The 13,686-nt window shown below is 37.1% G+C and carries 12 protein-coding genes and 1 pseudogene; 6 read left to right on the top strand and 7 right to left on the bottom strand.

Annotated features, from left to right (window positions below):
* Both P7J58_RS04180 and aph(2'')-Ia read left to right on the top strand, forming a co-directional pair.
* A complete protein-coding gene (locus P7J58_RS04180; RefSeq protein WP_002303448.1) occupies positions 1–366 on the top strand; it encodes a GNAT family N-acetyltransferase in 366 nt (121 codons plus the stop codon).
* Complete coding sequence (aph(2'')-Ia, locus tag P7J58_RS04175; protein ID WP_001028144.1) at positions 367–1,806, top strand: aminoglycoside O-phosphotransferase APH(2'')-Ia; 1,440 nt, start codon at positions 367–369, stop codon at positions 1,804–1,806. It abuts the gene before it with no gap.
* A gap of 129 nt (positions 1,807–1,935) precedes the next feature.
* On the opposite strand, the pseudogene P7J58_RS04170 reads toward aph(2'')-Ia, so the two are convergent.
* Positions 1,936–2,400 (bottom strand): annotated as a pseudogene (locus tag P7J58_RS04170) (transposase); the annotation flags it as partial.
* Between the two features lie 74 nt (positions 2,401–2,474).
* On the opposite strand from P7J58_RS04170, the gene P7J58_RS04165 reads away from it, so the two are divergent.
* Positions 2,475–3,155, top strand: a complete 681-nt coding sequence (locus P7J58_RS04165; RefSeq protein ID WP_001015311.1) for an IS6-like element IS1216 family transposase — start codon at positions 2,475–2,477, stop codon at positions 3,153–3,155.
* A 33-nt stretch (positions 3,156–3,188) separates the two neighbouring features.
* Here P7J58_RS04165 and P7J58_RS04160 read toward each other — a convergent pair whose 3' ends face one another.
* A complete protein-coding gene (locus tag P7J58_RS04160; protein WP_029743928.1) occupies positions 3,189–3,491 on the bottom strand; it encodes a helix-turn-helix transcriptional regulator in 303 nt (100 codons plus the stop codon).
* A gap of 129 nt (positions 3,492–3,620) precedes the next feature.
* Between P7J58_RS04160 and P7J58_RS04155 the strand changes: the two genes are divergently transcribed.
* Both P7J58_RS04155 and P7J58_RS04150 read left to right on the top strand, forming a co-directional pair.
* Positions 3,621–5,507 (top strand): XRE family transcriptional regulator, encoded by a 1,887-nt coding sequence (locus tag P7J58_RS04155; RefSeq protein ID WP_024376919.1) that lies wholly within the window; start codon positions 3,621–3,623, stop codon positions 5,505–5,507.
* A gap of 396 nt (positions 5,508–5,903) precedes the next feature.
* On the top strand, positions 5,904–6,473 hold the full coding sequence (locus tag P7J58_RS04150; protein WP_024376920.1) for a hypothetical protein: 570 nt from the start codon (positions 5,904–5,906) through the stop codon (positions 6,471–6,473).
* A 38-nt stretch (positions 6,474–6,511) separates the two neighbouring features.
* Here P7J58_RS04150 and P7J58_RS04145 read toward each other — a convergent pair whose 3' ends face one another.
* The 5 genes from P7J58_RS04145 to P7J58_RS04125 all read right to left on the bottom strand — a co-directional run bounded on the left by P7J58_RS04145 (position 6,512) and on the right by P7J58_RS04125 (position 10,801).
* The gene (locus P7J58_RS04145) at positions 6,512–8,467 is read right to left on the bottom strand and encodes a DNA polymerase (protein ID WP_024411459.1); all 1,956 of its coding nucleotides are present in this window, start codon (positions 8,465–8,467) and stop codon (positions 6,512–6,514) included.
* 234 nt (positions 8,468–8,701) lie between these two features.
* Entirely contained in the window at positions 8,702–9,250 is a 549-nt protein-coding gene (locus P7J58_RS04140) for a DUF2815 family protein (RefSeq protein WP_024411458.1), read from the bottom strand.
* A 4-nt stretch (positions 9,251–9,254) separates the two neighbouring features.
* The gene (locus tag P7J58_RS04135) at positions 9,255–10,376 is read right to left on the bottom strand and encodes a DUF2800 domain-containing protein (RefSeq protein ID WP_024411457.1); all 1,122 of its coding nucleotides are present in this window, start codon (positions 10,374–10,376) and stop codon (positions 9,255–9,257) included.
* On the bottom strand, positions 10,369–10,692 hold the full coding sequence (locus P7J58_RS04130; protein ID WP_024411456.1) for a hypothetical protein: 324 nt from the start codon (positions 10,690–10,692) through the stop codon (positions 10,369–10,371). Before P7J58_RS04130 ends, P7J58_RS04135 begins: the two co-directional genes overlap by 8 nt.
* On the bottom strand, positions 10,667–10,801 hold the full coding sequence (locus P7J58_RS04125; RefSeq protein ID WP_256547040.1) for a hypothetical protein: 135 nt from the start codon (positions 10,799–10,801) through the stop codon (positions 10,667–10,669). Before P7J58_RS04125 ends, P7J58_RS04130 begins: the two co-directional genes overlap by 26 nt.
* Before the next feature lie 288 nt (positions 10,802–11,089).
* Here P7J58_RS04125 and P7J58_RS04120 point away from each other — a divergent pair, with 288 nt between their 5' ends.
* The gene (locus P7J58_RS04120; RefSeq protein WP_024411455.1) at positions 11,090–13,372 is read left to right on the top strand and encodes a phage/plasmid primase, P4 family; all 2,283 of its coding nucleotides are present in this window, start codon (positions 11,090–11,092) and stop codon (positions 13,370–13,372) included.
* Positions 13,373–13,686 lie beyond the last annotated feature (314 nt).

Genomic DNA, 13,686 nt, shown 5'->3' with positions numbered 1-13,686 from the left:
ATGGTTTTTGATATTGATAATTTAAAAGGATTTCTTAATGATACCAGTTCATTTGGGTTTATAGCTAAAGAAAATAATAAAATTATAGGATTTGCATATTGCTATACACTTTTAAGACCTGATGGAAAAACAATGTTTTATTTACACTCAATAGGAATGTTACCTAACTATCAAGACAAAGGTTATGGTTCAAAATTATTATCTTTTATTAAGGAATATTCTAAAGAGATTGGTTGTTCTGAAATGTTTTTAATAACTGATAAAGGTAATCCTAGAGCTTGCCATGTATATGAAAAATTAGGTGGTAAAAATGATTATAAAGATGAAATAGTATATGTATATGATTATGAAAAAGGTGATAAATAAATGAATATAGTTGAAAATGAAATATGTATAAGAACTTTAATAGATGATGATTTTCCTTTGATGTTAAAATGGTTAACTGATGAAAGAGTATTAGAATTTTATGGTGGTAGAGATAAAAAATATACATTAGAATCATTAAAAAAACATTATACAGAGCCTTGGGAAGATGAAGTTTTTAGAGTAATTATTGAATATAACAATGTTCCTATTGGATATGGACAAATATATAAAATGTATGATGAGTTATATACTGATTATCATTATCCAAAAACTGATGAGATAGTCTATGGTATGGATCAATTTATAGGAGAGCCAAATTATTGGAGTAAAGGAATTGGTACAAGATATATTAAATTGATTTTTGAATTTTTGAAAAAAGAAAGAAATGCTAATGCAGTTATTTTAGACCCTCATAAAAATAATCCAAGAGCAATAAGGGCATACCAAAAATCTGGTTTTAGAATTATTGAAGATTTGCCAGAACATGAATTACACGAGGGCAAAAAAGAAGATTGTTATTTAATGGAATATAGATATGATGATAATGCCACAAATGTTAAGGCAATGAAATATTTAATTGAGCATTACTTTGATAATTTCAAAGTAGATAGTATTGAAATAATCGGTAGTGGTTATGATAGTGTGGCATATTTAGTTAATAATGAATACATTTTTAAAACAAAATTTAGTACTAATAAGAAAAAAGGTTATGCAAAAGAAAAAGCAATATATAATTTTTTAAATACAAATTTAGAAACTAATGTAAAAATTCCTAATATTGAATATTCGTATATTAGTGATGAATTATCTATACTAGGTTATAAAGAAATTAAAGGAACTTTTTTAACACCAGAAATTTATTCTACTATGTCAGAAGAAGAACAAAATTTGTTAAAACGAGATATTGCCAGTTTTTTAAGACAAATGCACGGTTTAGATTATACAGATATTAGTGAATGTACTATTGATAATAAACAAAATGTATTAGAAGAGTATATATTGTTGCGTGAAACTATTTATAATGATTTAACTGATATAGAAAAAGATTATATAGAAAGTTTTATGGAAAGACTAAATGCAACAACAGTTTTTGAGGGTAAAAAGTGTTTATGCCATAATGATTTTAGTTGTAATCATCTATTGTTAGATGGCAATAATAGATTAACTGGAATAATTGATTTTGGAGATTCTGGAATTATAGATGAATATTGTGATTTTATATACTTACTTGAAGATAGTGAAGAAGAAATAGGAACAAATTTTGGAGAAGATATATTAAGAATGTATGGAAATATAGATATTGAGAAAGCAAAAGAATATCAAGATATAGTTGAAGAATATTATCCTATTGAAACTATTGTTTATGGAATTAAAAATATTAAACAGGAATTTATCGAAAATGGTAGAAAAGAAATTTATAAAAGGACTTATAAAGATTGATTATATAATATATGAAAAGCTATTATAAAAGACATTAGTATTAAATAGTTTAAAAAAATGAAAAATAATAAAGGAAGTGAGTCAAGTCCAGACTCCTGTGTAAAATGCTATACAATGTTTTTACCATTTCTACTTATCAAAATTGATGTATTTTCTTGAAGAATAAATCCATTCATCATGTAGGTCCATAAGAACGGCTCCAATTAAGCGATTGGCTGATGTTTGATTGGGGAAGATGCGAATAATCTTTTCTCTTCTGCGTACTTCTTGATTCAGTCGTTCAATTAGATTGGTACTCTTTAGTCGATTGTGGGAATTTCCTTGTACGGTATATTGAAAGGCGTCTTCGAATCCATCATCCAATGATGCGCAAGCTTTTGAATATTTTGGTTGATCGATATAATCATGAATCAATCGATTTTTAGCCTCACGCGCTAAGTTAATATCTGTGAACTTAAAAATTCCTTTAACAGCTTCTCTGAAAGATTTTGAATTTTTTTTAGGAATGGTGGTAAAGATATTTCTTAGGAAGTGAACTTGGCATCTTTGCCAACTTACGTTGGTGAAGGATTTTCTAATGGCAGAGACTAATCCGGTTCTGTTGCAAAGTTTTAAATCTACTATCAAATAAGGTAGAATAATAGAAAAAGATAGCAGGAGGAATGACGATGAATCATTTTAAAGGAAAGCAATTTCAGCAGGATGTGATTATTGTAGCCGTGGGCTACTATCTTCGTTATAACCTTAGCTATCGTGAAGTTCAAGAAATCTTATATGATCGTGGCATTAACGTTTCTCATACGACGATTTATCGTTGGGTGCAAGAATATGGCAAACTACTCTATCAAATTTGGAAAAAGAAAAATAAAAAATCCTTTTATTCATGGAAAATGGATGAAACGTACATCAAAATTAAAGGAAAATGGCATTATTTGTATCGAGCCATCGATGCAGATGGTTTAACCTTGGATATTTGGTTACGTAAAAAACGGGACACACAAGCAGCCTATGCTTTTCTTAAGCGGTTAGTGAAGCAGTTTGATGAACCGAAGGTTGTAGTCACAGATAAAGCCCCCTCTATTACAAGTGCCTTTAAGAAACTAAAAGAATACGGCTTTTATCAAGGGACAGAACATCGTACCATTAAATACCTGAATAATTTGATTGAACAAGACCATCGTCCAGTAAAGAGACGCAATAAATTCTATCGAAGTTTACGCACTGCCTCTACCACGATTAAAGGTATGGAAGCCATCCGAGGATTATATAAGAAAACCCGAAAAGAAGGCACTCTCTTCGGGTTTTCGGTCTGTACTGAAATCAAGGTATTATTGGGAATCCCAGCTTAAATCATAGATACCGTAAGGGATTTTATTCTTTATTTAAAACTTTGCAACAGAACCCTTTTGTTCCATGAGAAGGTTGTGAGTTAGCTCATCGACCTTCTTTTTGTTTGTCTTGTTGAGTTGTTTGTAGAGGGTGAGGTGGGGATGTTCTTCTTGAAGGTTACTTGCTTCTATATGGAGGACTTGAGCCAGTTCTTTGAGGTGTTTCTTATTAGGGACAGTTTTGCCTGTCTCCCAAGCAGACAGTGTGGCTCTTGTGACCCCTAGTTCGTTTGCGATAGCTGTTTGGGATAGATGATTGGTTAATCGATATTCTTTTAACTTACTGGCAGAAAACATTTTCTCACCCCTTTTGTCATTTTATAGATTGACAAAATTATATCATAGTGTATAATATAAAGCAAGAGTAAAGAGTAGGTATGTTTGTAATTCAAATCTCGATAGCACTATGTTTTAGGAGAACAGGATATGGCGTTTAATTCATTCGAAAAATTGCTTCAATCAAACTATTATAACGATATTTTCAAAGCAGTAGATAATTATATTTACCACCACCGTTCCTATATATCGGTCAAGTCACATACTGTTGAAGACCCAAACTTTAAGAAGTTGGATGATTTTGCGATAAAGAAAGTCTTGTCTCGTAAAGTTAGAGACGGAATAATTGTTTCTGAACTTCAGGTCATTGCTTCTCTTGAAATTAAGGGGCAGACGAAGTATGGCTATGAAATAGATAGTGCCAATCTGTGGTTAAGAATGACGGTTGAGTATGAGTTGAATGAAGGAATACATAATTTTACAGTTCTTCAGGTTAATCCCTTTGATCCAAAAGATTATGATAATAGTGAATTAGGTCTTAGTCCAGAATTTGTTCCATACATTAAAGCTAAGGATATGGATGAGATTGCGGAAGGAATTTTGAAGCAATATTACCCTCAAGCACTAGAAGCTCCCATGGCTTTGCCGATTGATGGCTATCTTGCCAATATCGGATTGACTAAGATGGAGGGTAAGTTAACAGAGGATAGTTCCATTTTTGGAGAGATGGTCTTCAAAGATACAGAAGTTCTATTTTATGATGAGGATACTCCAGAATCAAGACTCGTGAAGAAAAAGACTATTTTAGTAGATCCCGAAGTTATCTGCTTGCGTAATCAAGGGAGTTATAATAATACAATAGTCCATGAATCAGTTCACTGGTTGCTCCATCGTCATCATAATGAGTATAAAATGCTATTTGATCAGAATCATAAACGAAGTAGTAGTCTAAGAGATAACACTATCTCTAGTTCATCAGAGTGGAGAGACTATGACTGGATGGAGTGGCAGGCAAATGGAATTGCTGCTAGAATTCTGATGCCTAAGTCCATGACAAGGCAAAAGGTCAATCAACTCTTTACAGACTACTCCTTAAAATATGCTAGTGATGAGAAATTAACCATGTTTGAAAGAATCATAGATGACCTCGCAGAATTCTTTCAGGTCTCTCGCCTAGCGGCTAAAATTCGGTTACAACAATTGGGCTATCATGAATTTGAAGGCATTTATAATTTCGTTGGAGATGAATATCTACGAAGCTATGGTTGTGAACTTAAAGCTATGACTGAAAACAAAAGCTTCACTATTGCCTTTCCCAACGCTTGTCTGTTGAGTTGGAAGAATGAACAGTTTAGGAAGTTGATGGATTCAGGTCGATATGTTTATGTGGATAACCATTTTTGCTTGAATGATCCTCAATATGTGAACATGGTGGAGTACGGTATTTACGAAATGACAGACTATGCATACAAACATATGGATGAGTGTTGCCTATTGTTTGATATTTTCTATAAGACAGATAAAAATAAGTCTATATCGATCACTATCTTTAATGAGTATGTGATGTATCGTGGAAAATCGACGGTTGAAATAGAGGTGGATTTCTCTGAGTTCACCAATATTGTTAATGGTTCAATAATTCTAGATAGTGGACGAATATTTGAAGAGGTAGTCAGAATCAATGATGAGATGCCGAGTGGCTTTTGTGCCATGCTTATCTACCATCGTACACGCAAAAACATCACTCAAGAAGATCTTGCTGAGGCATCAGGTGTTAGTTTATCTACTATTCAGCGTTTTGAAACTCAAAGAGATGCGAGTAGGAAACTGGAAAAGATGATGGGGATTACTCTTGGAATGAAGCTATATCCTGACTTTAGCTTTAAGTTGATTGAAAAGAGTGGTACAACATTTAGAGATGAGATGCCGACTCATTGTGCTTATAAGATGTTGCTGAGATATTACTATCATTTGGGAGCTTATGAATGCAACCAGAAGTTGATAGAGATGAAGATTCCTGAATTTTGGGAAAAATAATTTTAACGACACCCTTCAAATTTTGAGGGGTGTTTTTTTGTTTGTTATGCGTGTATTTGAGAGTGGAGGTCATCAAGTTAAGTATGTGAAAGGAAGTTTCAAAAACACTGATTTTAACGATTTTATTGAATGAGGGAAGCTGTTCTACCCCTCATTTTTTGCTGTGTACCATTTCGTTCAATGGTACTATACTAGACTTATCAAGAACACCTTCTGTCAATACGGAGTCATGACGATGACCATAATTTCAGATGTAGAGATGGTGGGAAACTATTTCAGCTTGTGAAATTGGCTGACCGATAACATAGAGGAAAGTAACTATGCGGTCAAGAATATTTTTTGCATGCCTTGATTTGTCATGTGTGCTTTCGGTATTAACTGGAAAGCCAATCAATCATGACAATCAATGTCAACTTTTTCAACTACTGCCAAGCTCAATCTTCATCAACTGGAGTACATCCAACTGAAAGTGAAGTACTAGCACCTATGTTTGTACAGGATTACTACATGACTTCACATCATTCAGGTTTGCTACGTGGCACGTTTCGTCAATGTCGTATCATGGGTATTTCAATACTAACTGCCTTTGTTCCAGTCGCAGAAGAGGACTATGAACAGATGGTCTGGTGGTATAACAACTCAGTTAATGATTATCTCAAAGATTTTCGTAAGCCGAGTAAAAATGCCCCTAAAGTTTCATCCTGGGAAGCATTCACAGAGAAACAAGATTTACCAGTTATTGATGATGGGATTGAGCTTTATCTATTCATGGATCAATTTGAGTTTTTGAAATCAAAACTTGCAGAATCAAACTTTCAAGCACCAGAAATTTTGGAAATGCTATTTGATGGTTATGAGAATAAGGAAATCTTTGAAAAACTAGGAGTTCAGAAATCTGCAGGCTATAAAAAAGTCAATAATACTAAGAAAGAAGGGTTTGAGCTTTACAAAGAATTAAATAAATAACAGAATCGCCATCTCAATTGTGAGGTGGCGATTTTTTGCTAATCTTTCTGATAGAATATGCATTCGTATCCATCGGCACGAAGGTTAATATCAGACATCCAGTCTGGTGCAATCCCCATTAATAATGCAATCTCATCAAGTTTTTGTTCCATTGGGCATTCGATTATTACTTCATCATGTACATGTCCTACAATTTTAAACTCTTTCAGTTGTTTCAAAGAGTATGCAAGAATGTCACGGCTGATAGCTTGTACAATGTTCTCCACAAATTTTGGACCATAACTTTCTAACCTCTCCCAACGTTTAGCAGTTCCAGTTCCCTCATAAGTGACGGACTCTCCACCGAACTGGTTCTCTCCAATTCTTGGTTTAATATATGCTAATTTACGACCAGATGGGAGTGTAATGAATAGAATGCCACTTCTTACTTCAAATTGAATACCGTGAGTAGATGTTGGAATTTGTTCCTTTACAGCAGTCTTTACAGCATTATCGACATCCCACCATAAGAGAACGATATTGGGATTTGCTTGTCGCCAAGAGTTCACTAGTGGTTGGAGTTCTTCCTCCGATAGTCCCATATCAATTGCTCCCATGGCTTTGAGTGCACCGACTGAACCACCATATCCGCAAGCAAGTTCCGCAATTTTCCCTTTTTGTCTCAATTCAGAATTTTGTCCGTGTTTTTCAACTGGTACTCCAAACATCTGAGAAGCGGACATACAGTAGATGTCTTTTCCCAGTTCAAATACCTTACTACGCCATCTCTCCCCTGCCAAGTGGGACAGGATTCGAGCTTCGATAGCTGAAAAGTCGCAAACAATGAATTTCTTTCCTTTACTAGGGACAAAGGTCGTTCGGATAAGTTGAGATAAGGTATCTTGTGTGTCGTAGAGTAGCTCAGTAGCTTCTAAGTCACCTGTTCTGAAAAGTTCTCTAGCTTCCTCTAGGTCAGGAAGATGGTTCTGTGGTAAATTCTGAAGCTGTACCAAACGGCCAGCCCATCGACCTGTACGGTTAGCTCCGTAAAATTGAAACATCCCCCTTGCTCGACCGTCCTTACAAACACAGTTCATCATGGCTTGATATTTGGATACACTTGATTTGGCGGCTTGCTGACGAAGTTTAAGAACTTGAGCAGTCGTATGATCAACCATTTTGAGAAGTTCTTTCACCGCTTTTTTGTCGAGTGAATCTGTAGTTACTCCATGTTCACGTAGCCAGCCAATCATCTGTAGAACAGAGTTGGGATTTTCTAGACTTGTTAAAGCTTTCAGTTCCTCTTGGATTTGAGCTTTGCTCTCTGTATCAATTTTGATTGCTGCTTTAACAAAATCAACATCTATGCCAATACCTCGGTCGTTGATAATCTGATCCTGGAGGTACTCATCCCAAACAAAATCAGGTACTGGGAAGTTTTTCAGTCGTTCCTTGATGGCCAATTCGACCTCAACATCACGTCTGTTGTAATCGATAAAGGTAGCCCACTTGTCAGGCGCGTGATGTGGAAAGTTGCGAATTCGTCCCTCATTGACTTTGGTAGGCTTACAAGGTACGCAGAAGTAGCGAATGAGGTCAGCCCCCTCTCTCATCTTTTTGTCTTTGAGTTTGAGAACTGTTCCAACCCCTTCTAAGGAAAGTGGGAGTCCTAAATATGCGGACCAAATCATGCTACACCGCCATGAATTAGGCGAGAGAAATCCATCTGATAAGAATTCAGGATGATATTTCTTGAGCCAGTTGGATATGCAAATTCGCTCAAATGAAGCGTTGAATGCCCATTTTATGACACTATCATTCACCAAGGCCTCAAGGATATCTTGTGGAAATTTCTCTTTAGTTAAGTCATATACAGTAACTGGTCCATTATCGACAGATACCGCAAACAAAAGGATTTCAAAACTGTCATCTTCCGCATAGCGATAGACACCAGATTTTCGTAAGTCAATTTCACAATAAGTTTCGATGTCTATACTGATCTCTTTAATTGGCATAGTTTGTCCTTTCTGAAAAAGGTGACAGAAGTACTGCCACCTTGAGTTCTATTTGTTTTTTCGACTGAGTGGTGTTTGACTAAGTTTTTCTTTATTTTGCTTTGCCTTTCGTTCCATTTCATTTCGAATGTCATCTCTAATGGTCATATATCCGAAGTATAGTCCGATAAGCACCCAGAGGCTCATAATAGTACAAGTTAAAATAGTATACATCATTAATCTAATTCTCTCTTTCTAGTTCAAAAAGTCATCATCGTCTTCTGTCGCAAAATCATCTTCAGCACGAGTGCGACCACCGAGGGGCTCGCCATCACGCAATTTTTGCAAGTTATTCAAACCGCAAGCAATCCCTTTATTGCCATTGGAATTAAATGCGTAGAAGGTAATAGAAGCACGTCCGTAGATGCCTGAATACAATTCTGATGTATCAATGATTTCTTGACGATTTCCGTCAACCACCCCAGGTTTGTGTGGAGAGTTGGCATTCACAAAGTAAGCATTTTTGTATGCTTCATCATCCGGGCGTTCAAGGTCACCATCACGAAGTGGAGTTTTTAGAGTAGATAATGCAGGTACAGATTTACCGTTGCCCTTGAGTTTTGACTCACCTTCTTTGTATGCTTGCTCAATAGCGGCATTGATTTTGTTAATGGTGACAGTATCCTCTTTTGGGATGATGAGTGAGGCACTGTACTTGGGAATACTACCGTTAATTGACTTGGGCTCATTGGCATTTAAGTAGCTGAAGCGAGTGTTTGGTCCTGTAATTACTTTAGTTGTCATATAGTTATTCCTCTTTAAATTCATGTTTGGCTAGGTTCATCTCTTGACGGCTATCGTCAATTGGAACGAGTGTTGGTTTACCACTTGGCTTTATTATGAGACCACCAAGGAGGTCATTAAAGGTTTTCTTGCCGAGGAGTTTGGTCATGGCAGTGATAGTGAGCAGTTTCTTCTCGTAAGGGTCGAAGCCAGCTTCAATCACAGCTTGACTCACGGCAGCTTCGTCTGAAAATTTACGAACAGAGCGACCTTCAACCAGTTTGTATCCTGGGATGTGATGTCCTTCGGTCGCTTGATTTAAAGCATATGCTTTGATGTCATTTGCCCATGAAATCAACAAATCTAGTTTAGGCAAAATCTCTGCAATGTCCTCGTTATCTAGTGTTTCTGGCTTTGCAAACTCCATCTTAGCTAGTGCCAAATTATCCTCAGCACGTTTGCGACAGACATTCTTGAGTTTGCAGAATTGGCAGTGTTTACCAGACTCCATTTCTCCCTCACCTTTGAATGCAAGTTCAGCTTTTGGAGCGAGTTCATTTTCAGCCCATTCAAGCAACTCAGTCTTTTCTATCTCAAAGGTAGATATGTTATGTTTTCGTGGTTGAAAGATGGTCATGGTGACTTTATCGAAATCATAAAGCCCATCAAACATCTCAAGAGCACCTAGGGCATAACACATCATTTGTGGGTTATGGTCTGCATCAACTAGAACACCAAGTCCGTGCTTATAATCAATAACCTGAAGAAGTCCATCTGCCACAATAAGGCAATCTCCAGTTCCAAATCCTTCAGGTACCCACTTAGAAAAGTCCAGTCGTTGTTCGATAAGAACTGTAGGGTCACGAGAGTAGCCTCTGGCTTTCTCAACTTGCTCCATGACATAGTTGCGGTATTCTTCTGCGCAATTCTGCATGTCATCGTTGTAAAATGCCAAATCCTCAGTTGGATCACGCGCATTCCTACCTAAAGCTTTCTCGACTAGATAAGCACATAACTCGTGAGCATCCGTACCTTCAAGGGCAAACTCAGAGTTTACATCTGGCATATCTTCTGTTAACCGAATGGAAGGTGGGCAGTTCAACCAACGATGTGATGCAGAAGCAGATAGAATGGCGTGGTTAGTCATTACCAATCCCTCCAGCTTCTTCAAGGACTGCCGCAAAGTGTTTAGGGTCAAGAGCTGATAGAGAAGAAGCACCGTATGCATTTAGAAGAGCACGAACCTCATTCTTAAAGCCATCTTTTGCCTTTGTTGCAAGGACTGCACGGACATCCTCCAATTGAATTTCCTTTTGTAGTTCATTTTTTGGTGGATTTGATTTAGGTACTGTTTCATCATCAGTAGATAGGAGTTTTTTGAACTCATCCACCAATCGAAGGTAGTACTTTGCAGTTTCTTCCATATCATGAATTAGTCTATTCAGTTCTTTCATTTTGCTCATTGTTTTCTTCCTCCATAATTTTCCGAGCGAGTAGTTTTGAGATGACGCTGATAGCGATGAGAGTATCAGCTACGTTTTCATCAGGTTTGATGTATGGTTCGTTTACCATATTTGGTCCTCCTATCTTACTAAGTAAGGTTTTGATTAATTTTTCCACTTTGTAAGAGATTTTTTTTAGCCATATCCCTTACACATTACTAAGTAGAACCAAGTGATGTTTTTCCGTTAGATTTGAAAAAATTTTGAGTATCAAAAAAGTTTCCTGTGCAATTTAATAGGAAACTTCTATTTTTTTGAATAATTTTTTCTGAGAGAGCGGAAAGATTTGTCAGATTCTTACTTAGTAAGTTAAGAAGATATATTTCTAAAAATACTGCAAAAATATGGAGGGTGCATAATGCAATTTACCTTATCTCATTCAGGACAGACTGGGGTTCAGACAACCACTGTCTACCCCAATCAAGTAGCTATTACTGATGAAATATCGCTACAAACTGTTGTGCAATTCGACCATGTGGCGGGGCTGTTTTTAAACAATACACGCTCAAATGCCAATTTCATCAAGTCAGATGTACTGGTCATGGATATTGATAATGACCATTCTGAAAATCCAGAAGAGTGGATAGCTGTAGAGAGACTAAAAGAAATCTTTGCGGATTATAACTTTGCCTTGGTAACTAGTCGAAGTCATATGCAGGCTAAGGCAGGAAAAGCTCCAAGACCAAAATTTCATATTTATTTCCAAATCAATGAGGTAACTGATAAAGATATTTATGTAGCCATGAAGGAAGAACTCTGTAATCAATACAAGTTTTTTGATGATCATGCCAAGGATGCGGCAAGGTTTTTCTTTGGAAATCCCAATGCACAGGTTATATGGCATGATTCATGGCTAACTATTGATGAAGATTTGTTTCAAGCTGTGTCTATTGATGATGAGGAAGATTTCGATGCAGACTTCTATACTCCTACAAGTGGACCAATCCAGCAAGGGAGTCGTAATTCAACGATGTCTGTATTTGCAGCTAAGATCCTAAAACGCTTGGGAGTAACGAAAGAAGCAAGAGATGGCTTTGATGAACAAGCTCAAAAATGTGTTCCTCCTCTAGATAAGGCGGAGTTAGACACCATCTGGGGTAGTGCCGTTCGATTCTACAATAATACGATTCAGAACTCCAAAGGCTATGTGGCACCTGATGTTTTCAATAATGAAGCGATGCGTCCAGATGATTTTACTGATATTGGTGAAGCGGGTTTACTAGCTCGTGAGTTTGGAGATAGGATTGCCTTCACACGTGAGACAGATTACCTAGCCTATAACGGAAAATACTGGGTAGAGGATGAGCAATTAGCCATGCGTCAAGTTCATACATTCTTAGATGAGCAGCTAGAGGTTGCGAATGGTGATTTGGAAGATAAAACCAAAAAACTGATTCAGACAGGGATTCCAGAGGAGTTGATTTTTAAAGGGCTTAAGGTACTAGAAAAGGCGATAGACACTCCAGTACAATCATCTGCTTTCAAGGAGTATAAGAGGGCATTTGATTTCCATAAATTTGTCATGAAGTACCGAGATTATCGCAACCTCTCAGCTATTGTCAAAACTGCCAAGCACATGGTTCGGATGAGTGTCTCTGAATTTGATAATAATGAAATGTTGCTGAACACACCTAATGCCACAATCGACCTGTCAAAAGGACTAGCTGGTGTTAAAGACCATGTGTCATCAGATTATTTGACTAAAATGGCGACAGCCTCTCCAAGTGATAAAGGAAAAGGTTTGTGGTTGGAGACGCTTGCCACCTTCTTCTGTGGGGATCAAGAATTGATTGACTACGTTCAGATGGTGGTTGGTATGGCAGCCATCGGTAAGGTTTATCAAGAGCATCTCATTATTGCTTACGGCAGTGGTGCGAACGGTAAGTCTACCTTCTGGAACACTATCGCAAGAGTGCTTGGGAACTATTCAGGCAAACTGTCTGCCGATGCGCTTACTATGAGTGTTCGTCGTAATGTCAGTCCAGAAATGGCTGAACTAAAAGGCAAACGCCTCATCATTGCATCAGAGATGAGTGAGGGCATGAGGTTAAATACCTCCATGGTGAAACAGCTCTGTTCTACTGATGAAATCTTGGCTGAGAAGAAGTACAAAGCACCGTTTCATTTTGTCCCATCTCATACGCTAGTGCTTTACACTAACCACCTTCCTAAAGTTGGAGCGAACGATGATGGGATTTGGCGACGTCTGATTGTCATTCCTTTCAATGCCAAGATTACTGGTCGTAGTGATGTCAAGAATTTTGCGGACTACCTTTACGATGAAGCAGCACCAGCCATCATGACTTGGATTATTGAAGGGGCAGAAAAATCCGTCAAAGCTCACTTCAAGTTTACTTTGCCAAAGGTCGTTCAAGAATCGGTAGCTGCCTACCGTGAAGCAAACGATTGGATGGGGCAGTTCTTGTCAGATTGTTGCGATGTTGACGCTACTTTCACGGAGAAGTCGGGAGAACTATACTCCACTTACCGTACTTATTGCTTAAAGGTAAATGAGTACACGCGCAGCACAACAGATTTTTATACTGCCCTAGCTAACGCTGGTTTCACCAAGAAAAAGACAAGTAAAGGAATGATTGTTCAAGGTTTACGACTGAAAGAAGACGATGATTTTCTTAATTAAGGCGTGACAGTCGGTGCAGATCGTCATACTCACCCAAGGAATAGTAGTGACGGTCGTGATAGGCGAAAAGTAAACTCATTTCAAAATCTTATTTTTATTCTTTTTGAAAACTGTAGAGAGTTTTGAAATGGATTGTCACGACCTGCATTAATGGTCAAAAGTGCAGGTCTAGAAGGTCACATACAAAAGTTGCCATAGGGGATTTTCAAAGTGCAGGTCTAGAAGGTCATTTCTATAACTTGTATATAAGAAAAAATAAAAAGAATAAAAAAATATATAGGAAAGTTAAGGAACTGACTACCTTGACCTGCACT

Source organism: Streptococcus suis, assembly GCF_046032535.1.
Classification (GTDB): domain Bacteria; phylum Bacillota; class Bacilli; order Lactobacillales; family Streptococcaceae; genus Streptococcus; species Streptococcus suis_AK.
This window is presented reverse-complemented; position numbering and strand designations above follow the sequence as displayed.